Consider the following 21,038-nt stretch of genomic DNA (forward strand, 5'->3'; position numbering starts at 1 on the left):
ACCATTTAAACGTACCTTCATATTTATAAATCTGACTTTTCTAGTAATTCAAAGTAAAATTCAGGTATTTCGTTACTTTTTAAACTGTACCATTCTATCTGCTCGATATAGATATCTGTAGGAATAGAAACGTAGTAATTATTGTTTTTCTGATGCAGAGTGAAGTTTATTATACCACCAGTGGAATTGGTAAATGTTTGTTCAACTATTATCTTTGCAGAAGGAGGCTTTTCAACCATATTTTTACTCACTTCTGTTGTAATCATAAGTTCGGTTAGTTTGTCCGTATCATCTTTGCTTATCGTAACAGGAATCAGAGCCTTTTCTTTTTCGGAATAGATATTTAATTCGTTGACGAGAAAATAAGTATCCGGAGGATATATAAGTACTGAATTGGCGAAGGTTTGAGTTTCTTCCGACCCTCTCACTATGTATATTAGTGCAGCTTCAATAACCAGAAGTGCGCTTGCACTAATTACAATTAATACTCTTTTTTTCATATTGTACTCCCTTCTCATAGGAAAAAATATAAACACTTAAATTCTATAAGGTTTTGTCTAATTTCCCTACTTTACCATATTGTAGTTGACTTAAATAGCTTTTCGAAGTGTCGCTTGATACATTGCATCAAAAGCTCTTATTCCACAATATGGCCCTATAACGGAAAAACGCGATCTTCTTATTTGAAGAATCGCGCCCGATTGCTGAATAGTGAAAGGACAAATGTGTCACTGCTAATTTATGGTTGTTGAAAACCATAAATTCCTACAAATAATAAAACACCCCAAATACATATTCCTAAGATGTTTAAAAAAACAAGGCTCTGTTTTAACAGTCCTTTCTCCCCAAGCAAACCAAATATTAATCCTACTCCTCCAAAAGACAGAGGTAAATAGAGACTTATATTTATAACTAAGGTAAACAATTTGTCGCCCCAAGTTGTGGTAGCGAAACTAAAAGGTAAAATAGTTAATATAAAAAATATACCTGATAAAATTGTAAAATACTTCTTTGTCACAAAAAATCACACCGCCTTAAAATTCGAAAATTGCTCGATTGTTGAAAATCGTCATTAAACTAAAGCCCTCGTTAGTACAAGAAAGGTGTCAATACTAGTTATCTGCCTCAATAACTTTAGTTTACCAACCTATTTTAAACCCTCAAATTTTCTAAGAGTTACACTGTCAGAAATACCAAATTCATTCTTTTTTTCTGCAAATGCCTCTTTATCAAGAGTTACAAATACCTTTCCTGTTTTAAGCTCTAATATCCAAAAATGAACATCATCATTATTAGGAATTTGATAACCATTACTACTCTTTGGATCGTCCATCAAACTAAGCTGCTTTGCAAGGATATAGTTGTCATCCCAAGCCACTTCGATAACTTTTGTAGGAATCACATCAGCTCCCCAATGTGAATCACTAATTTAGGTGCTATCGTTACATTGTGGGCAGAAGTTCTCACAATTGAATAATGTCCAGGGAGGTCTATACTAAAATCCGCCAACCCAGCACAACCAGTTAATATAAGGATTGAATTTACCATTAAAATCATTTGAAAAAATACCTTTTTTCTAAGCAATACCCCACCCCATTAAAAAAATATTCCTGTTTATTTAATAGCATTGCTTCACAGTCTCAATTAAACTTTAACATAAATATCCAATTTTTTTCTTGTTAAGAGTTATTCTACAATCTGGCCCTATAACGGAAAACGCGATCTTCTTATTGAAGAATCGCGCCCGATTGTTGCATAAATATTAGGAATTCCAAATTAGCCATTCATTCTTTTTTGAGCAGTATTAGTATCTTTAGATACTGGTATGTGTTCAGTAGCTTTAGATAAACCTGTTTTGGGCATATTAACATAAATTGCTTCAGAAGCACCTTTTTCTATTTGATAAGTTTCGTGAAAAACACCGACACTCCCATTATCTTTAATCTTATTATTATATGTTTTCCAAGCATATGAATGATTTTTTCCGTGAGCATAGTTTACTAATTCTTCGAATCCTACCCAATATTGAACTAAGATTACTTTTCTCCAACTAAATAAAAATTCGGTATGTAAAAAACCCCATTGAGGGTTTTGATACAATTCTTTAACCATAGGTCCCATTGCATTAAAAACTGGTACCCACTTCCAAAATTTTAATAGATGATTAATACGCATACCAATAATAAACACAACAATTTCTTTATCCTTGCAATTAGCTATATACCTGCCGTTAAAAATTTTAGTTCCCATTAAGATATCCCCTTTTTTACTGAATATAAATAATGTGTAGCTCTCCAATAAATCATAACAAAAATACATAAATTTACCAGTTATTAAAATATGGATGGTGAAAGAATGTACTTAAACTAACGCTATCGTTAATTGAAGTACAGAAAGTTCATGAAGCGTCGTTTGGTACCATGCATAAAAGGTTGTTATTCAACAATACGACCCTATAACGGAAAAACGCAATCTTTTTATTGACGCCCGATTGTTGCATAAGCGCGGCATGAGACTTATTCATTTAATATGTTAAGCAAAAAGATGTTACCAAACGACGTTAAGGAATATTTCCCAAAACATAGCGACAATGATAATTTTCTTTTTGACTATTATAATTGTCATTATGACTTTTATCGTTTACAATTACTTTGAGGTGATGAAATGAAAAACAGATTAAAGGAGTTGCGTGCTAGAGAAAGTATGAATCAAACTGATTTAGCTAAAAAGGCAAAGGTCTCTCGCCAAACAATTAGTCTGATTGAAAGAAATGAATATATGCCTTCTTTGTTAATCGCCACTAAAATCGCGTATGTATTTAATGAACCCATTGAACAAATTTTTATTTTTGAGAAGGAGGAATTAGAATGATCTTGTTAACAACTGCATTAATTATTACTATTTACAGCCTACAACAATTGTGGGTATCCCATTCCGTTATTTCTACAACTGAAACGCTTTTATTTCTTTGCAATATTAGTAGCGGACTTTTATTAGTTTTTGCAGCTACCTACAATATCAAAATATCACGTGCTTTGAGCCATTCGCCTACCGACAATGAAGACACTTTTTTTGACTTTTTTGAACGAAAATATTATCGAATCCCAAACTCAATTATAACAGCACTGGTCATTGCTTTTATATCAACTGTTATAGGCTTTATTTTTTTACGAGAAGAACATCCGCAACTTGTATTAACGTCATTTATTATTGGTATTGTTTCATTATTGTTATCCATGTCAGATTCAAAAATGACATCTATAATTTTCCCGAATTATTCCCCTCCTGTGCCCAATACAAAGGAGCCTGTTTTAGATTCCCTAAACATATACGATGACGGACAAAAATATGTATTATTAAAATCGTTATATAAATTATATTTCCTTATCATATTTCTACTCGTCTTACTTATTTTCGGACTCATGTATTACTCTGTATTGTCCGGTAATAACCAAACTGTAAGTATTATTGGAATCGGTGTGATTTTATTGATCAGCTTAACGATCTTTACAAGTAGTTTAAAACCCCAAAAAACCATTAAAAAGTAAAGAATCAGATTTAAAGCTTATTACAAAATGAAAGATTGTCGGCATAAGAAAAATCGGTAAACGTTGCTATAACAACATTTACCGATTTTCTAACACTTCTCCTAGAAAAATGTTGCTCCACAATATGGCCCGTTTGTTGAATAAAGCAAAGGACAAATTTAAGTATTTATATCCTGACGGTGAAAATTAATGATTTTACAGAACTGATTATTTATGAACATTAAGTTACATTAAAAATCCATCTGTTTTTAAATTAGCAATTGCTAATACAGAGATCCCTACCTATCCAGACAAAAGAATTTTAATACAGTTAATACAGAAAAACAAAAAAAGAGTAATCCAAACCACTTGTTTACTCTTTTGTCCGCAATTTGTCCGCAGGATTTTTCTAATTATTTAGTATTACTTTGGATTTAACTAAATCTCTCGTTCTTTAATAAGTTTTGAACTTTTAAAACAATTTCTCTCGGTTTAACATCATGTGATGATAACCTTTTTATATCTATCCACATAGGCAAATATATTCCTTTATTTCTCTCTTTGTCTGTGTATTCCTCACCCTGACCAGTTCCGAATGTCCCATTAATGATTTCGGATAAGAAAAAGTATTGGGTTCCGTTATATTCAATTTTTGCTATACACTCATTGACCACTACTTCTACTCCCAATTCTTCAAATGCTTCTCTTTTTGCTGCTTCTTCTGGCGTTTCTCCTTTTTCTATTCCACCACCAGGAAAAACATAATAAATAATGCCATCTCTAACTCTACGAATTATTGCTACCTTATCCTTTTCTAGTATTACTACCGATCCTCTATTTCGCATTAATGGTAACCTCTCAGTGATTCATATTTATTAAAGTATTACACCAGTTTGTTGAAAATCCTTATTAGTTAAATATTAGTTAAACTTTTGCTAAAACCCGTACTTTTTTCTAAGTATCCTAAACTTTTATAAAATTTATGTGCAGCGATTCGCTCTTCTCTATTCCCGCTGTTTAAAATGATTGCTATACAATCGTTCTTTTTTGCCCAGTCTTCAACTGCTAACATAAGATTTTGCCCACTATTATTTCTACGATAATCGTCGTGAACTACTAGTGCTAAAAGTCTTACATATGGCTCATCAAATAAGGTCATTGAACGAATATACATAGTATTTCCACCTTATCTCTTTATTGATTTTAATAGATTACCAAATTCCGTCATTAATAAACCTTCTTTATTGAAATTTAGGAACGTTTAAAAATACAGATTTAAATTTTATGTATGACTCTCTTCGATGAGGTGAAAGGTGATGAAAATATCGAAATTAATATGTAATCAAACGATTGTGGTTCCAGCTTTACTGGAGATCAGCTTTTTCTTGTTTTAACGCTTTTTAATTGAAGTACTTAATATATTTTGTATTCTTAATAACTTCTATTTTATCTTTATATACCCCATATTTATTGAAAAAATTTATTTTACCAACTTCTTCAAAATAACGATTCCATTTAAACATTTTAAAAAAAATAGCTAATGTTGGTATGTAATTTGCTTTCTCTATTCGTAGTTTTTGTTTAAGATACCTTTTTATAATTCGGTAAGTTCTGATTGAATATTTTGTATCTAAAAAGAGAATCAAATCTGCATTATGAAAACAATCGCTTACCCAATCTTCATTGTGTATACCTTCAATTATCCAACTGTCTGATTGTAATATACTATTTAGATACTCTTCCCTTTCTTGTTCAGTTCTCCTAATATCTCCGGACTCAAGCCTTATCCAAACAACATTGTCTAATTCGTAATACGGTATATCTAACCATGAAGATATTTCTTTTGCTAAAGTTGTTTTACCACTTCCAACTGATCCAATAATATGAATTCTTTTGTAAATTGTCTTTTTCAAAATACCACCACCATAAGATATGTTTATATAGACATTTCGCTTATAGAGTTGAATTTACCTCTTACGATTTGAAATAGTAACGCTTTTCCACCTTCCTAATTATAGGTTAACAACAAAATTTTGTTGCTCCTCAAACTAATCGGTTAATGAAAACAAGCACCTAATTTTGTTGCAGAATGTACATTTAACCATTAAATTCTATATGCGCCATTTCCCACTCATCATCATTAGAGTGTTTCATCCATTCTCTGAATCTTTGAGTGGGAAATTAAATATACTTTGCCAAAAATGTCGATTTTGTCTCCCTTCGTACGTATAGCGCAATCTTTGTTCGACGCATAAATATTTATCCCTTCCGATAAAATAGACAATTCATTTTGAACAAGCGCTATGTTATTTTCAAGATCAAAGTGAGATAGAATGGAAAAATCGTCAAGGCCAATTCCATCATAAACATAATTCTCCTCAACTTTATATCCAAATTTTTGGGAACATAACCATTTAGCAGACATGTTAATTGCACCAGCGCTTGCCCCCATGACAACAGCGTTGCTTTTTTTAATCGAATCTGATAATTCATATTCCATCAAAAACCCGTTTTGCTTTATAGTATCCCCGCCCAACAAGAAAATGACTGAAGCATTTTGAATTATCTTTTGGGCATTTTCCTTCTGTACGTGATAATTAATTAAATGATAGTCATCAAAAATAATGCCAGCCTGATCAAGCCACGAGCGTTCAGTCGCACCAATCTCTTTATAAACAGATGGATTCGAGCTAATCATTGCAAGTGATTTTCTATCAGTAATATCCTCCTGTAATACCCTGCCCAGATGCTCTGGGAAAAAATTGTTAAACCACCCTAAATAATAGTGTGTTTTCATAGGTACCTCCGTAGCCAAGTATAATAAACATTCACCCCTCACTTTAACATAAATATCCAATTTATTGATTGTACTTTATTCAATTAAATAACCCTTAAAAGAAAAAGAGCCTTTCCTTTATTCAAGGAAAGCGACCGATTAGTTGAAGGGACTAAATACCATTTAATATTATTGTCAATAAACCTCTTCATTGTATCTGTACATGAACTCTAAGTTTCCAGGTTACTAATTTTGCCGAAAAGTAATGCTACAGAGACCCCTTATCATGCTTGATTGACTAATAGATCCCAATACTATTATCACTTTTAAAATTCAGATAGTTAGATAAAAACACATCTATTGTAACTTTTAATAATTATTCAGAATTGTTAGACTATTATCAACTACCATGAATACACTTAAAACTTAATTCTTTCAGGAGGGATACAAATGGAGAAAAAGTTACATTTATTACCATTTCAAGTGGATGAAGTGGTCGAAATGGTCGAAGTGGTGCCAAAAGGTATTGAACTTATTGCAGCACCAGAAATTTGGGAGAATTCTAAAGGGAAGGGAATCACTGTTGCGATATTGGACACAGGCTGCGACGTCACCCACCCTGATTTAAGTGAGCGTATTATCGGAGGACGGAATTTTACTCTTGATGATGATGGACAACATGATGTATACATTGATTATAATGGCCATGGAACCCATGTAGCTGGCACAATTGCTGCAATTCATAACGGCACGGGAGTAGTTGGTGTTGCACCTGAAGCAAGTTTATTGATTTTAAAAGTGCTTGATAAAAGTGGATCAGGGCAATACGACTGGATCATAAATGGTATTAACTATGCAGTTGAACAAAAGGTGGATATCATCTCCATGAGCCTCGGAGGTTCTGTCGATGTACCTGAGTTACACCAGGCTATTCAAAATGCAATCACTAATCAAATTCTAGTAGTTTGTGCCGCTGGTAATGAGGGAGATGGACAGAGTTCTTCAAATGAATTTGCCTTTCCCGCCTGCTACAATGAAGTCATCAGCGTCGGATCCATTAACCTTCAACGCAGTTCTTCTGAATTTTCAAATTCGAATAATGAAGTGGACTTAGTAGCCCCTGGTGAAGGAATCCTTTCAACGTATTTAAACGGAACTTATGCAAAACTAAGCGGAACTTCGATGGCAACACCGCATGTATCCGGTGCACTTGCACTCATAAAAGTGAACGCCAACAGAAACTTTGAACGAAATCTGACAGAGACTGAGCTGTATGCACAATTAATAAAGAGAACCATTCCTTTAGGAAATTCGCCAAAACTCGAAGGCAACGGATTACTGTTCTTAACAACAGAGAATTACTTATCGGAGGTGTTCAACCAAGAATTATCTGCAAAGGCATTGAAAATATAATGGAAAAACTAAATTTGCTATATTGTGAATGGGAAACGGCCAAGTCAAACTTTTTAATAAGGAAATTCGACCCTTATTATGACGAAAAGAAAGATGAGGAAGTCAGAAATCAATACTATCAGAGCATTTCATTCACAGACGCCAATCTTTTAGACAGCCTTTACACGCTGCTTGAAAAAACACATACAAATCGGTTAAACTACAGTCCACACCGTTATGTGTACCCTTGGGTTGATTTGCAGGAAAACGGTTTATTAAAAAGCCTTTATTCTGGAAATAGGATGGATCCACTTTCTGTCATAGAGGAGGACATTCGGCTCCATGAAATGCAGGCAAAAGGGTTAATCAGCAACTTCTCGGATAATCTATTTAACTGTGAACATGTAGTGCCTCAATCATGGTTCGATAAAAAAGAACCGATGAGAGGAGACTTGCATCATCTATTCGCCTGCGAACCCACCTGCAATAGCAGTCGTAGCAACTACCCCTACTATGATTTCTACAATTATAACCCTGAAGGATTAATTTTAGGAATCAAAGATGGCTGCGGCAAAACTGAAGAAAGTAAATTCGAACCCGAATACGGCAAAGGAACCGTTGCTAGAGCAACACTTTATTTCCTAATTCGCTATCCGAACACCATAAAAAAAGAACTAGCGAATGTCTCTTTATTGTTAAAATGGCATCACTCTTTTCCAGTATCCATCTATGAAAAGCATCGCAATCAAGCTATCCAAGAACTTCAAGGCAATCGGAACCCATTCATTGATTTTCCAGAGATTGCAGAAAGTATCGTAACAAATTAAAAAACACTAATTTCCTTAAAAAAGCACAAGAGAATTAGTGTTCGCTTTTTATATTAAATGAAAATAATGGTATAATTACTATATGTAGTAGGTCTAGGTATTAAAGGTGATTGGTCATCATTTATTCCAAAACTTCGTTTCAAACGAAGGTAAAGAAGATTATCCCATTACCGTTTATGAGTCTAAACACTCATGTTAATTTTGCTACACTTATTGTAACGATTCTTGCATTGGCATTAACTTTTCCAAAGAAAGTAAACACCCTCTCTACCTTACACCAGGGTGATTTACTAGTCCTGTCAATTGCCTTATTTGCTACCGACTGTTTAGTGTTCCACACTAAGCAGCTTTTTTATTTTACGATTATTATGACTTAAGTATGAAGCAATCCTCCTTACTTTCCACTAATTAGATACACCTGCTTAACTAAATCTAAATTAGTTTATTAGATGTTATCATCTACATCCAAAGAACAAGATTTATATATGTTCGGAAATTGTTTGCGAATGGTGTTTGTACTTGCTGGACTTGTTCTTTAATTTATATAAAAACTTGTATAGCAAATCTCTTATCGTTATTTATCAGTATCTTCTCTTTTTCAACAATATGGCCATATAATAAAAAGCGCCTTTCTTATTCAAGGAGGTGCTGCACCCCAAAAGTTAGAGTGAAAAACTAACTTTTGGGGTGATTTTTTAGGACTAAATATAATGAAGAATTTATATTGCTGGTGGTTCAAGAATATTTAAGTGGCTCTCTAGGATATCGAGCGATAGCGAAGAAGTATGGTATAGGAGATTCCCCATTAAGGAGTTGGGTACGTGCTTATAAAGAGTTTGGAAGTAACGGCTTATTAGTTAAGAAAACGAAGCAGTTTTATTCTGTTCATTTTTAAATATATGTATTAAACTTTATGAAACGAACAGGTGCTTCCTATCAATACTGCGAATCACTCTAAATTGAATGATCCAACTTTAGTTGCCAGTTGGGTATCATAGGTTTTTAAAAGAAGGGATAGAGCGCCTGCAAAGAAAATCAAAGGGGCACCCTTCTAAAACCAAACGCATACACCAATCCCCACCCTATTCTACCGGAATAGTTGTACATATCCATATCTGGTATATGACCTATGAAAATATATAAATGGCTACCTAAAATACCAACGCTACCAATTAAATGGCTAATACAAAACACACTAACAAATATAAGGCTCAGAAACTTTTTCTTCGTTAAGAGTGGGTGATTATATTAATAATTAGCTATAATACCATATGTAAGAGTCGTAGGCACTGATATAGCACAGAAAAACCATATATCCTTAGCTAGCACTTCTCCCCACCAAAAATGCTCTAATAAAAGCCACAAAACAATAAGAAAATACAGCAGAAGCAATAAAACCAAATACTATACCAATGAAAATAGCTACGATTCGTTTTAAATAGCCCACTACCCTTTCAGCAACGCAAACGCTGCTACAGAAATTGCTTTTTAATTAATTCCCAAATTTAAATTTGGATCCTAGCTGTATGAAATTTAATGATTAACGGATTCTTTTGTTATTGTTTCTAGAAGCGCAAATAAACCATTATCATTCGATAAATTTATAATACTTATGTTCGCTATCATTGTCATCTTCATAAACAAATATTAATATTTTTTGAGATGGATCAAGTTCTAACTCATAAACCTTATTCAATGTAATATTGATATAATAATTTCCATCCACATATGAATCTGAACTAGATAATATTTCAAACTTAGAATTCTCAAAAGCTACTAGAATTGCTGTTTTATCATCCTCTGAGAGATTAAGTTTTATAAAAATCACTTCTGTCTCACGATCCAATTTTAACCGTCAACATTAACGTGTTCTGATTTAAAATCTATATCATTAAAAACATCATCGCTGGCTAATATATTGCTGTTAAAAACAAATAAAGCCACGAATAGGGCAACTATAACCAAAACCAATATACTTTCTATCATTATTTTACTCTTAAATTTAGCCTTCATAAGCAACTTTCAATCATCTATATTATATACTTAAGTTTACTAAATCGTGGAAAATAATTATATTTGACAAAATAGTATTGAAGTAAGCAATATTTGCTAACATTACATAAAAGGATTTTATTACAAAATATGGCCCTTTAACGGAAAAACGTGATCTACTTATTAAAGAATCGCGCCTTTTAATGGAATAACTATAAAATCACTTTGTCTTCTTACACTCTTAGCTTTGTGAAAGAATCCAATACGTAATCTTTTGCAAAACACTATTTAAAATACTTACCCATAAATATGGAGACACATACGACTGCGGCAAAACCGATAATTAATGAATTTTTGATTGGATTGATTGTTCACCTTTCTTCGGTAAAAATTCCATTGCGAAAGAAGCTGAAAAAATTTTTTTGCTAGCTGCTTTTCGTCGTGCGTACCTTAACAGTGTGCTATTTTATATTTTGGGCTTTCTATTTACTTACTAGGGATTTTCACAATCGCTATTGTCTCTTTTTCGTTTATTGTATCAAGTGTAATCGTTCCATTGTATTTATTAATTGTTTCTTTAACAATAAACAACCCTTGTCCTCTAACTCTTCCTTTCTCTACTTTTTTCGTTGAGTAGCCTTGTTTAAAAATTTGATTTATGTCAGGTAGCTTTCGCCCAGCGTTCGTAATCGTAAACGTATAATATAACTCGTCTGCTTTACAGCTAACTGTAATTTTACGTAGTTCCTCTGGCAACTCCATTGTTGCTTCTATCGCATTATCAATTATGTTCGATAATATATTGATTAAATCAATCGTTTTTATGTTATTAAATGGATTATCCTCAACGGTTATCTGTATATCAATTTGTTGATTTTGACATGTTAATTTTTTTGTTTGCAGTAATATCGCTAATCCTGGGTGATCAAGATTCAATTTGATGGATTCAATTGTCTGTATGTCTTTAGACAAAGAATCGACATACTTTGTCGCTTGATCTACCTCACCTATATGCAGAAATCCATGTAAAACTTGGATATGATTAATATAATCGTGCCTTAATGATGAAACAGAAGCAATTAACGTTTTAATTTCCTTTTGATAGGTATACTCCGTAGTTCCAACTTCTTTTTGATACCACTTTTGTAAAAGGAAGAAAGAAATAATAACAATAATAACAAAAAGTCCGCTGAGTACTAATAGGAAAATATTACTACTAATAACTGTTTCTTTAATCCCGTCAAGTGTATCTGTACTAATATCAATGCTAAGGTAGCTAATAATTTCCCCTTTTTCATTCATAATAGGAGTCCCAACCGTTTTATAGTGATGACCATATTTCGTATCTTGTAGGATCTCTGTTACAAATGGCTTTCCTTCCTCATACGCTAATTTCACTTGGGCTTCCGGTACAGTACAAGCTTCACCTATTAGAAAATCATTTGGATTATCCTTTTTATCAGGATAACCTACAATTAAAACTTTCGATGTAGTAGAATTGTCTATTTCCAGAGTATAGACGTATAATACACCTAGTTTTTCTCGAGCATCATTCAAATAATGTCGTATTGTCCAATAATCTTCATCACGATTCCGTTCTTTTAAAAATCGCTCATACGTTTCCAGATCAATCGCCTTTGCAATGGATTTGGCAGCTTCAAGATTTTGGTTAGCAATCGCCTCTTCCACTGTATCTTCAATCTTTATATAGGAAGTATACATACTTATTCCAATAAAGAATATGACTAATACGATAGATAACACTATTATTAGCTTTAATTTAAAACGTTTCATATCAAAACAATACTTCCTTACTATTAAATACATATTTTGCAGCAATTTAAACAATTAAATTATTTTCCTGAAAATGAAATAGCCCATCCCACCGACTGATGAAATAAGGTCTATTTTATTTAATTTCTTTATTCTTTGTACCAATGAAAAACACTTTAATACCATTAAGTCCTTACCTTTCAATTAGTAATCTGTTATAAAATCTATAATTATTAATATTAATTCGATATATAGGAACAAAAAACAGTATAAATGTTCTAAATCCTTTTGTCCAAAAAAATTTTATATTACCAATGAATGTATTTATTTATTTTTTCCGCAAAGTTAATCCAATTTTTTATAGAATACTGCTAATTAATCTATTTAATTTGACAATAGCTAAAGTCAAGGGAAAATTCCCTGGCTTTCACTTATTTATATCCTCAAACATGGTTGGTAACCTTTCATAAATAAAAATCTACAACAATAGCGCCAGATTGTTGTAGAACGAATGTAATTAGGTTTATACGTTTACAAGGTAATGTAAATGAAGAAGAAAAGAGTTGCTAATTATGAAAATAGTAGAAGGAGATAGAAAATTAATTATAGATGGCTTCGAATTTTACGGTAAAATTCAACAAACTAACTTTTGTAAACAATGCAAATCTAACTTAGTTTTCTTTGATAAATTTGATACATATTTTTGTCTTAAAGGTAATAGTTGGACTGATTCAAAATGTAGTGACCCTCATTGGAAATATTGTCCTTCCAGACCTGAATATCCTCTATTGCATTAATAAAATCAATAGAATAAAGACCAAAATCTCGTTTTGGAAATGTTATTGAAGGGTTTCCCTTTTCAACTGTCCTATAGTGTTTTATGAATATGTAAGGGTGGTACAACTATGAAGAATTACATATGGTATTTTATTTCAGGTTTATTTTTAATTTTAATAAGCACACCATTATCATATAGAGCTGTTGGAATTATTTATGGAGATAAAAAATTAATATCGGGATATTGATATTAATTGTAGGTTTAATAAAATTCATTGAAATATCAAAAGCTTAAAATGTATAATATAATATTAATAAATATTCACAAATGACACCTTGGTTACTTTATGAAAAATACCTTAAATATCGCTTGAAGTGCTCCCCGTCAAGTAGAGTGGAAATAATAAAAATACGTTACACGGCTTGAGCTCTGAATTCTAAGGGGCTTAATCAGTTTTAACGTTTTTGGTAACGTTAATGATTATAAAAATAAATGTAGTCAGTAACGGCTTCTTCTAATTCTTCATAAGTATCGTACTTCTTCAGATAATACTTCTCGCATTTCAACGTATCTCACAAAGCCTTAATTGGTCCATTATCTATACAATGTCCAGCACGAAATATAGTATGCACCAAATTTCCTTCTTCTATCTTGCGTTTAAATCCTTTTGATGTGTATTGATATCCTCAATCACTATGAATCCGAGGCTGTTGGCCTTCTGCCAATGCTTGAATAGCAGGGGTCATTGTATTAAACACTAATGAATTATTATTGGAATGACCTAATACATAACTCACTATTGAATTATCATGTAAATCAATAATGTCACTTAAGTACGCTTTTTTCCATTTCCATATTTAAATTCCTTCACAACGGTACACAATTTTTCATTCGGCTTTTCCGCTGTAAACTTTATATTTAATACATTTTCTGCGACATAATCAGGGGTAGATTTCGGGTATTTTTTCGTCTACGACGAATAACAACCTTTAACTGGCTGATCTGCATTAAATGATAGACACGTTTTTCATTAATGCATGGTAGTTTGTCCTTCATTCGTTGACGATTTATTATAAAAGTTATGCGGCGATATCCATAAATACCATCTACTTGGTTATAAAGAAGATGAATGGCTTTTAGTAATTCTTTGTTTTCCGTCTCTCGATTTGATGGAGCTCGATTTAACCATTTATAGTAAGCGCACGAACCTGCAATTTCACATAAAAATATAATGGGGAAAAATCCCTTTTCGACTAATTCTTGAATCGCTAAATAATGATTATCTAAGCGTAATTGATTTAACGCCCCCTCCTTTCGATTTCCTCTAACTTTTTTAAGTAGAGATTTTCTGCGCGCAAACGTTCATTTTCACGCTCTATACGTTGGATTTCTAATTTTAATTGATCTTCAGCTGTTAATTCCTCTTCAGGCTTTGTACGATCTCGAAGATCCTGTAATCCTTTCTCCCCTTTATCTTCATATTTCTTCACCCATTGATACACTTGTTGGTAGGAGACTTTGAATTTTTCTGCAGTTGCTTGATAATTTTTAATGTTTCCCAAGTAATCCTTTACAATTTCCAGACATTCTACAAAAGTAATTTTTCTTCTCTTAGTCATAGTTTGCCTCATTCCTTACCCGAATCTTTTAATTCACTATGACTAGTATACTTTTTAACCCAATTTCGTAAAAGAGACGTACTAGAAAGACGGTCTCTCTTAATGAATAGTCTCCTGAAATATAGTCTTGAACAGCTGCTAATTTTAGCCTTTTAGAATAACTATTATGATTTACGAATCTTTTGAGTCCTTCTTCACCTTAATTGCTGATAAGTTGAGCATCGCTGTGTATTGACCAACTTTTGAATCCAAATATATAAATACTTAAATTAAAATCTATTCAAAAATTTTATAATTATTCTTACCCACTTCTTTTGCGCGATATAAAGCGTTATCAGCATTTTTAATAAGTGTTTTTAAATTGGTCTCACTATCCGCAAAATAAGTTGAAATTCCAATGCTTGTGGAAAGTTGGTATTTAGTGTTGCGTCCACGAAAACAAGTTAAAATATTTTCCGCTAAATTACTAATTTCATCTTTGGAATATTTACCAGAAAAATTTATGAGAAATTCGTCTCCCCCTAATCTAACAGCATAGGAATCATTCTCCGTCTTTACAAATTCTTGAAGAATTAAAGCGACTTCCTTTAAAACCTCATCTCCGACAACGTGACCATATATATCATTTATCTTTTTAAAACCATCCAAATCCAAAAGGAATATCATTCCTCCATTTTTATAGTCATCCTCAAATTTTTCAGAAAGATATCGTCTATTATATAGGTTAGTTAACGGATCTTTAAATGCTAAATGCTCCAATTTCAAATAATACGAGAACATTCTTGCTATTTTTTGTAACAACTCTACACTCTTCTTATCAAAAACACTTTCTTGATGATGCGCTACACATAGGGTTCCAAATCTCTCCCCATCCAGAAGAGAGATAGGCACACCTAAATACGATCTAATGTTAACATCCTCTAGTAAGTTCTTTAAATCACTTGGACAAGTTCCTGTTCGGATATCTTCATAGATTAATGGTTTTTTCTTTTCAAAATCTATTCGATTACAAACCGTTTCATCAATATTTATAACCATTCCTTCAGTCAAAAGAATATTTGTATCATCCGTTGAAAGCTTTAAAATTATTTGTTCTTTATTACTGAAAGAGGTTAAATAAATCAATTTGTCAGGCAAGATTTCTGTTGCTAAATCAAGTACATCATTTGAAAGTTCATCAAAGTCACTATACATTTCCAACTCTTTTAATGTTATTACCATAAAGCACCTCAATTTTTATATAAATTTTTCATTGTATAATATTAAGTATTTTTATAGTTTAAAATATTAAATGCTTAACCTAATTATACTTATTCCTTTATGTATTTGATTCATTATTCAATATAACATACTCTCACATTTCAAATAGTTAAACTAATATTCTCAAAATAAAATTCCAATACTGCTTTATATTATAATTAGTCAGATGAATTACAGTTATTACCAATATCTTAAATTTTATATAATACCATGATTCAACATCTAATTAATTTTAAATATCCTAATATAGAAAAGTCGTTGTTTTCTATAAGACATAGGGAAAGAGACGTTTAATTTAGGACATGCTTCTGTCTGTACGCCAATGATCCGAATTTCTGGTATTATACATAGTCTTAGCCGCAACCCAATTCAATGAAGCTCACCTACGTTTCCAACAAATTCAAACATGTATTACTCTATAATATTCTTTAGTGATTTATTATTGAATAAGGCATCGAGTTTATAGAGACACCCGATGCCTGCTTACTTTACTATAATCTTCTAAACATTAAAACGGTTAACGGCAACCGCTAAATCAGCGCTTAACTGATTTAATTCCTGAGACGCCTCAGCTACCGATTGAATAGCGTGTAATTGATCATCTGTAGCCGCGCTAACTTCTTCGCATGCTGCAGCCGAATTTTGAGAGTTCATAGACATTTCCTCAATTGTTTCAATTACACGGTCTTTGTATCTATCAACACTTTCAATTTCAGCGTGAACCGAAATAAATGATTCATTCACATGATCAATTAATTCCGTGAGCTGTGCGAACATTTCGCTCGTTTTATTAACCACTTCATTTGATTCATTAAATGATTCTTTCATTTTATTCATGGGTACAATTACTTGATTCGAATAATTTTGAAGCTCAGTAATCGTCATTTTCACGGTTTCCGTAGCATTAGCTGATTGTTCGGCCAACTTACGGACTTCTTCTGCTACTACTGCGAATCCTTTACCATGTTCACCAGCACGCGCGGCTTCAATGGAAGCATTTAAAGCTAATAAATTCGTTTGAGCGGAAATAGATGAAATTGTATCCATAATGGAACTAATAGAAATCGTCTGGGCTTCAAGCTTGGAAAGGACATGTGTCATTTCTTCTAGTTCTAGCTGGTTTCCTGAGAAGCTTTGTAATAATTCGTCCATATGCTTGCGTCCTTCTTGATTAAGGGTAGCAGCCTCACTAGTAGATTCTTCAACCTTGTTAGATAAAGATTTCATGTTTTCAATTTTATCGCCTAGGCTTGCTGATTGTTCTGTTACAATATCGGCTTGTTCCGAGGTACTAACTGTGCTTATAGCAATTTCCCCGACTGATTTCGAAACTTGTATAGAAGAAGCACTCGTCTCTTCTGCCATCGCACTTAAATGTTGTGAACGCTCATCAACTTGATCAGCTGAAGTTTTCACAACACCAATAATTTTTTTCATTTCGCCAATCATCGAATTAAAATGGTGCGCCAACCGACCAATTTCATCCTTTGCCTTTACATCAATATGAACCGTTAAGTCCCCTTCTGCTACATTCCCCATTAGTGTACCAAGTTTATAAAGAGGCTTGATAACACGCGAAATAAAGATGAATAGCACAATAAAAGTAATGGCTAAAATCGCAATCGTAATTAAGATAATTATATCTCTAATTTCATTGGCTGTTTTATTCAGATTTGACTGTTCATACTGTGCTGCCACGGTCCAATCAACACCCGGTATATGATTGGATATAATAATTGAATCAACACCATTGATGGATTCATTTAAAATCATAGAGTCTTTCTTCTGTAGCAACTTCTCAATATAACTATTTTCAGATAAATCTTCACCAGCTAAATCCGGATGAGCAATTGCCAATCCCGTACTATCAAATATCATGCCAAATCCACTATAACCAAGATCCATAGCAGCAACCATTTGTGTTAAGTCCGTTAGCAAAATATCCGATGCCAGAACACCTACAATCTCATTGCCGACTTTAATACCCGTTACACCTGTAATCGTGAATTCTCCTGTTGCAGCATCTAGATATGGCTCGGTCCAACTGACCACATCAGGATTCTCCATGCCAAGTGTATACCAAGGCCTTGTCGTCGCATTAATATCTTTTACCTCATCAAAGTGTGGCTCATACATGACCCCTTCTGCGTCTGCTGTATAAATACCCGATGTATTAGAAAATGTACCTAAATACGTTTGAAAATCTTTTCGTAATTGAGAATCCGCATCATCAAATAAGGCGGTATTGTTTTCATAATAGTTTTCGATTTCATCCGATTGGGCAATCATTTGTAATGACCGTCCGAAATTGTCGAGAACGGTTTGTACATTAGTCGAAAGTTGTTGGACGATGGTTTCACTTTGATTTATTACAGTTTCCTCTGTTTTACTGGAAATGATGACTGTACTCACCGTTGCTAATGTACCAAAACCTAAAATAGCGATGAGAATAACAATTCCAATAATCTTCCACTTCACTGATAAATTCATTTTTTACTCCTTAATAAATTTAATTACTGATATAATTAATCTGAAAATTTTATAATTATATTAGTTTTAAATACTTTAACTGATATTTATATAGATTGCGATAGTTTTTTTAATAAAACAAAAATTTCGAAATTCCTCCCTATGCTTTATATAGAACCTATATGAAAAAATATGTTACACGACTTGGGCTCTGAATTCTAAGGGACTTAAGAAAGAAAAGAAGGCCTTTTAATTAATTCGTCGAAAAAGATTCTTTTCATTTAATTCTTTAATAGCAAAATAATGATTTTGCACGCAAGCGTTCATAATGACATAGAAACATTCTTCTATAGTGGTGTTTTTGTCTTCTAATCAAACGGTTAGAAGGTTTTTTCTTCTCCTAATAAGAAAAGAAAACATTCTTTAAGAATGAACGCGAAAAGGAGTAGTGTGAATTTTCTTTTAGTAAGAAAAATGGGAATGTAGCAATAATTTATTAAAAAACCATTTACATAATTTGAAAATAAACTATAATATAGAAATGGTAAAATATATCTATATAAAAGTAAATTTCCTGTATATATAGGCACGTTTTTAGGGGCAAATATTTATAATAATAGTTTGTAAAAGAGAAAGATAGGAAAATTTTGTATAATTCCCTTTATCATCATCAATAATTTGATTTAATGTTCTTAAAAATTGGATTTCTTAAATGATTAGATTTGATTTAAAAATAATAATTAGTTGAGTTATAGAGGGAGGAAAAAATGAAATATACGTGGAGGTTAGCTCTTACTGCAATACTTATAATATCCAATTTTTTTATATTTTCCAATTTAGAATTAAGTCAAAACATTACCCTCTCTATTATAGTTTTTGGCGCAAATGTTATTGGATGGATGCTTGGAAATCACCTTGATAAATATGTTTCTTCTAAAAAAGAATTGGGTACAACCTTAGTTGACTATACATTTGCATTAGATTTTGTAACACTTGGTATCGGTATTACAAATGAAAAAGGAGAGTTTGAATTTGTAAATAAAGCTCATCAAGACCTTTATGGATATAATCTAAAAGAATTTTTAACTAAAAGTTGGAAGGATTGCTACTCTCCAGAAATGGCTGAACACCTAAATAATCAAGCCATTACCCAGTTACGTATATATGGAAAGTGGAAAGGAAAGGCAAAAGGGATAAGGAAGGATGGATCAATCTTCCCCCAAGAGTTGCTCATTTCTAATATTGAGGGATCCAAGAAAATGATATGTGTAGTACGCGATATAACGGAACAACAGCAATACCTCAATTATATAGAACATATAGCGGAGCATAATGATTTAACAAAGTTGCCTAATCGAAGGAAGCTATTATCGGATTTTGATAAAACTAAAAAAGAGTCAGTTGATACATCCATATTATTTATCGACTTAGATCGTTTCAAAATAGTGAATGATACACTTGGTCATAACTATGGTGACAAATTATTAATCAGTGTTGCTGAAAGGCTAATCAGTATACAAAATGAATATATTAAAATTTACCATCTTGGAGGAGATGAATTTATTGTTATTGTACAAAATGTTGAGTATGATTATACCGAATTCATAGCTATTGAGATTATAAACATCCTAAAAAAACCATATTTAATTTTTGAAAAAGAAGTATCCATAACTTGTAGTATAGGAATATGTAGCAAGTCTGAACATGGATATAATTACGAAAAATTAATAGAATTGGCTGATATTGCAATGTATCATGCCAAAATGGAGGGTAAAAATACTTATAAGTTTTTTAATGAGGATATTAGAAAACAGCTCGAAAGAAATTTACTAATCGAGAATGAATTAAGAAGAGCGATTTCTAATGGTGAATTCTTTATTAATTATCAACCTAAATGTAATTTAGCTGATTCATCCTTAATAGGGTTAGAGGCTCTTGTTAGATGGAACAATCCACTGCTAGGAATAGTTTCACCTGCTGAATTTATTCCAATCGCTGAAGAGACAGGTTTAATAAATGACATTGGAAATTGGGTTATTAATGCAGTTCTTTACCAATTACATCAATGGCAATCAAGCGGATATCCTTTAGCTAAAATATCTGTTAATGTTTCACAAAGACAATTTAAAGAAAATGAGCTAGTAGATTATATTGAGAAATGCTTAACAACCTATAATATAGAACCTCAATATTTTGAAATTGAGATTACAGAAAGTTTAATTGCGGATTTTGATCTTATTATTCCGCAATTAACTTCTCTTAAAAATATGGGGGTTGGTATTTCTATTGATGATTTTGGTACTGGCTACTCATCACTTAATTTTATAAATTTATTACCGGTCGATACTTTGAAAATCGATCAATCATTTATTAGGGGTTTATTATCTAATAGAAAAAATAACCTATTGGTAAAAACGATTATCGATATCGGCAATAACCTGCAACTGAAGGTGGTTGCAGAAGGAATTGAAACAGAGGAACAACTTAAGGAACTGATCAACTTAAACTGTCATTTTGGGCAAGGGTATCTCTTTAGTAAACCATTAGCTGCAGACAAAATCGAGTCAATTTTATTTAAGAAATTAATGTTATAGCTAAAAGAAAAACAGTGGGACTATGCTCCTC

At 32.3% G+C, this 21,038-nt stretch carries 20 protein-coding genes and 1 pseudogene; 6 read left to right on the forward strand and 15 right to left on the reverse strand.

Going from position 1 to position 21,038, the window contains the following annotated elements:
- Positions 1-23: 23 nt before the first annotated feature.
- The 4 genes from MHB58_RS10630 to MHB58_RS10645 form a co-directional block, all read right to left on the reverse strand.
- A complete protein-coding gene (locus tag MHB58_RS10630; RefSeq protein WP_340735166.1) occupies positions 24-500 on the reverse strand; it encodes a hypothetical protein in 477 nt (158 codons plus the stop codon).
- Between the two features lie 239 nt (positions 501-739).
- Complete coding sequence (locus MHB58_RS10635; protein ID WP_014823684.1) at positions 740-1,018, reverse strand: hypothetical protein; 279 nt, start codon at positions 1,016-1,018, stop codon at positions 740-742.
- 129 nt (positions 1,019-1,147) lie between these two features.
- Entirely contained in the window at positions 1,148-1,402 is a 255-nt protein-coding gene (locus tag MHB58_RS10640; RefSeq protein ID WP_340735167.1) for a DUF3997 domain-containing protein, read from the reverse strand.
- Between the two features lie 374 nt (positions 1,403-1,776).
- Entirely contained in the window at positions 1,777-2,250 is a 474-nt protein-coding gene (locus MHB58_RS10645; RefSeq protein WP_014823681.1) for a DUF4188 domain-containing protein, read from the reverse strand.
- A gap of 414 nt (positions 2,251-2,664) precedes the next feature.
- Here MHB58_RS10645 and MHB58_RS10650 point away from each other — a divergent pair, with 414 nt between their 5' ends.
- Together MHB58_RS10650 and MHB58_RS10655 are read left to right on the forward strand one after the other, a co-directional pair.
- Entirely contained in the window at positions 2,665-2,871 is a 207-nt protein-coding gene (locus MHB58_RS10650) for a helix-turn-helix transcriptional regulator (RefSeq protein ID WP_014823680.1), read from the forward strand.
- On the forward strand, positions 2,868-3,548 hold the full coding sequence (locus MHB58_RS10655) for a hypothetical protein (protein WP_014823679.1): 681 nt from the start codon (positions 2,868-2,870) through the stop codon (positions 3,546-3,548). Before MHB58_RS10650 ends, MHB58_RS10655 begins: the two co-directional genes overlap by 4 nt.
- Before the next feature lie 413 nt (positions 3,549-3,961).
- Here the strand turns inward: MHB58_RS10655 and MHB58_RS10660 are convergent, their stop codons facing one another.
- The 4 genes from MHB58_RS10660 to MHB58_RS10675 all read right to left on the reverse strand — a co-directional run bounded on the left by MHB58_RS10660 (position 3,962) and on the right by MHB58_RS10675 (position 6,324).
- A complete protein-coding gene (locus MHB58_RS10660) occupies positions 3,962-4,372 on the reverse strand; it encodes an NUDIX hydrolase (protein WP_014823678.1) in 411 nt (136 codons plus the stop codon).
- 68 nt (positions 4,373-4,440) lie between these two features.
- On the reverse strand, positions 4,441-4,701 hold the full coding sequence (locus MHB58_RS10665; protein WP_340735168.1) for a GNAT family N-acetyltransferase: 261 nt from the start codon (positions 4,699-4,701) through the stop codon (positions 4,441-4,443).
- A gap of 226 nt (positions 4,702-4,927) precedes the next feature.
- Entirely contained in the window at positions 4,928-5,440 is a 513-nt protein-coding gene (locus MHB58_RS10670) for a DNA topology modulation protein FlaR (RefSeq protein ID WP_014823676.1), read from the reverse strand.
- 227 nt (positions 5,441-5,667) lie between these two features.
- Positions 5,668-6,324, reverse strand: a complete 657-nt coding sequence (locus MHB58_RS10675; RefSeq protein ID WP_014823675.1) for a Type 1 glutamine amidotransferase-like domain-containing protein — start codon at positions 6,322-6,324, stop codon at positions 5,668-5,670.
- A 429-nt stretch (positions 6,325-6,753) separates the two neighbouring features.
- Here MHB58_RS10675 and MHB58_RS10680 point away from each other — a divergent pair, with 429 nt between their 5' ends.
- The 3 genes and pseudogenes from MHB58_RS10680 to MHB58_RS20305 form a co-directional block, all read left to right on the forward strand.
- Complete coding sequence (locus tag MHB58_RS10680) at positions 6,754-7,716, forward strand: S8 family peptidase (protein ID WP_340735169.1); 963 nt, start codon at positions 6,754-6,756, stop codon at positions 7,714-7,716.
- The gene (locus MHB58_RS10685; RefSeq protein WP_041865738.1) at positions 7,716-8,522 is read left to right on the forward strand and encodes an endonuclease I family protein; all 807 of its coding nucleotides are present in this window, start codon (positions 7,716-7,718) and stop codon (positions 8,520-8,522) included. Before MHB58_RS10680 ends, MHB58_RS10685 begins: the two co-directional genes overlap by 1 nt.
- A gap of 709 nt (positions 8,523-9,231) precedes the next feature.
- Positions 9,232-9,417 (forward strand): annotated as a pseudogene (locus tag MHB58_RS20305) (transposase); the annotation flags it as partial.
- A 693-nt stretch (positions 9,418-10,110) separates the two neighbouring features.
- On the opposite strand, the gene MHB58_RS10690 reads toward MHB58_RS20305, so the two are convergent.
- From MHB58_RS10690 to MHB58_RS10710, 7 genes are all read right to left on the reverse strand, one after another.
- Entirely contained in the window at positions 10,111-10,368 is a 258-nt protein-coding gene (locus tag MHB58_RS10690) for a hypothetical protein (protein ID WP_014823671.1), read from the reverse strand.
- Positions 10,369-11,000: 632 nt separating this feature from the next.
- On the reverse strand, positions 11,001-12,308 hold the full coding sequence (locus MHB58_RS10695) for a sensor histidine kinase (protein WP_340735170.1): 1,308 nt from the start codon (positions 12,306-12,308) through the stop codon (positions 11,001-11,003).
- 1,230 nt (positions 12,309-13,538) lie between these two features.
- A complete protein-coding gene (locus MHB58_RS20310; protein WP_081483435.1) occupies positions 13,539-13,631 on the reverse strand; it encodes an IS3 family transposase in 93 nt (30 codons plus the stop codon).
- Between the two features lie 352 nt (positions 13,632-13,983).
- The gene (locus MHB58_RS20315) at positions 13,984-14,331 is read right to left on the reverse strand and encodes an IS3 family transposase (protein WP_081483434.1); all 348 of its coding nucleotides are present in this window, start codon (positions 14,329-14,331) and stop codon (positions 13,984-13,986) included.
- A gap of 32 nt (positions 14,332-14,363) precedes the next feature.
- Positions 14,364-14,684 (reverse strand): helix-turn-helix domain-containing protein, encoded by a 321-nt coding sequence (locus tag MHB58_RS10700; RefSeq protein ID WP_014823668.1) that lies wholly within the window; start codon positions 14,682-14,684, stop codon positions 14,364-14,366.
- 276 nt (positions 14,685-14,960) lie between these two features.
- Positions 14,961-15,905 (reverse strand): sensor domain-containing diguanylate cyclase, encoded by a 945-nt coding sequence (locus MHB58_RS10705; RefSeq protein WP_340735171.1) that lies wholly within the window; start codon positions 15,903-15,905, stop codon positions 14,961-14,963.
- Positions 15,906-16,445: 540 nt separating this feature from the next.
- Entirely contained in the window at positions 16,446-18,434 is a 1,989-nt protein-coding gene (locus tag MHB58_RS10710) for a methyl-accepting chemotaxis protein (protein ID WP_340735172.1), read from the reverse strand.
- Positions 18,435-19,180: 746 nt separating this feature from the next.
- Between MHB58_RS10710 and MHB58_RS10715 the strand changes: the two genes are divergently transcribed.
- Positions 19,181-21,007 carry a sensor domain-containing protein gene (locus tag MHB58_RS10715; protein WP_014823665.1) on the forward strand — a complete coding sequence of 609 codons (1,827 nt, stop codon included), beginning with the start codon at positions 19,181-19,183 and terminating at the stop codon, positions 21,005-21,007.
- Positions 21,008-21,038: the final 31 nt, after the last annotated feature.

Origin of the sequence: Solibacillus sp. FSL K6-1554 (genome assembly GCF_038005185.1) — a bacterium.
Classification (GTDB): domain Bacteria; phylum Bacillota; class Bacilli; order Bacillales_A; family Planococcaceae; genus Solibacillus; species Solibacillus silvestris.

Coding starts and splice junctions, on each gene's coding strand:
- MHB58_RS10630 (WP_340735166.1), bottom strand. CDS start 500: ATGAAAAAAAGAGTATTAATTGTAATTAGTGCAAGCGCACTTCTGGTT.
- MHB58_RS10645 (WP_014823681.1), bottom strand. CDS start 2,250: ATGGGAACTAAAATTTTTAACGGCAGGTATATAGCTAATTGCAAGGAT.
- MHB58_RS10650 (WP_014823680.1), top strand. CDS start 2,665: ATGAAAAACAGATTAAAGGAGTTGCGTGCTAGAGAAAGTATGAATCAA.
- MHB58_RS10655 (WP_014823679.1), top strand. CDS start 2,868: ATGATCTTGTTAACAACTGCATTAATTATTACTATTTACAGCCTACAA.
- MHB58_RS10660 (WP_014823678.1), bottom strand. CDS start 4,372: ATGCGAAATAGAGGATCGGTAGTAATACTAGAAAAGGATAAGGTAGCA.
- MHB58_RS10665 (WP_340735168.1), bottom strand. CDS start 4,701: ATGTATATTCGTTCAATGACCTTATTTGATGAGCCATATGTAAGACTT.
- MHB58_RS10675 (WP_014823675.1), bottom strand. CDS start 6,324: ATGAAAACACACTATTATTTAGGGTGGTTTAACAATTTTTTCCCAGAG.
- MHB58_RS10680 (WP_340735169.1), top strand. CDS start 6,754: ATGGAGAAAAAGTTACATTTATTACCATTTCAAGTGGATGAAGTGGTC.
- MHB58_RS10685 (WP_041865738.1), top strand. CDS start 7,716: ATGGAAAAACTAAATTTGCTATATTGTGAATGGGAAACGGCCAAGTCA.
- MHB58_RS10695 (WP_340735170.1), bottom strand. CDS start 12,308: ATGAAACGTTTTAAATTAAAGCTAATAATAGTGTTATCTATCGTATTA.
- MHB58_RS10700 (WP_014823668.1), bottom strand. CDS start 14,684: ATGACTAAGAGAAGAAAAATTACTTTTGTAGAATGTCTGGAAATTGTA.
- MHB58_RS10705 (WP_340735171.1), bottom strand. CDS start 15,905: ATGGTAATAACATTAAAAGAGTTGGAAATGTATAGTGACTTTGATGAA.
- MHB58_RS10710 (WP_340735172.1), bottom strand. CDS start 18,434: ATGAATTTATCAGTGAAGTGGAAGATTATTGGAATTGTTATTCTCATC.
- MHB58_RS10715 (WP_014823665.1), top strand. CDS start 19,181: ATGAAATATACGTGGAGGTTAGCTCTTACTGCAATACTTATAATATCC.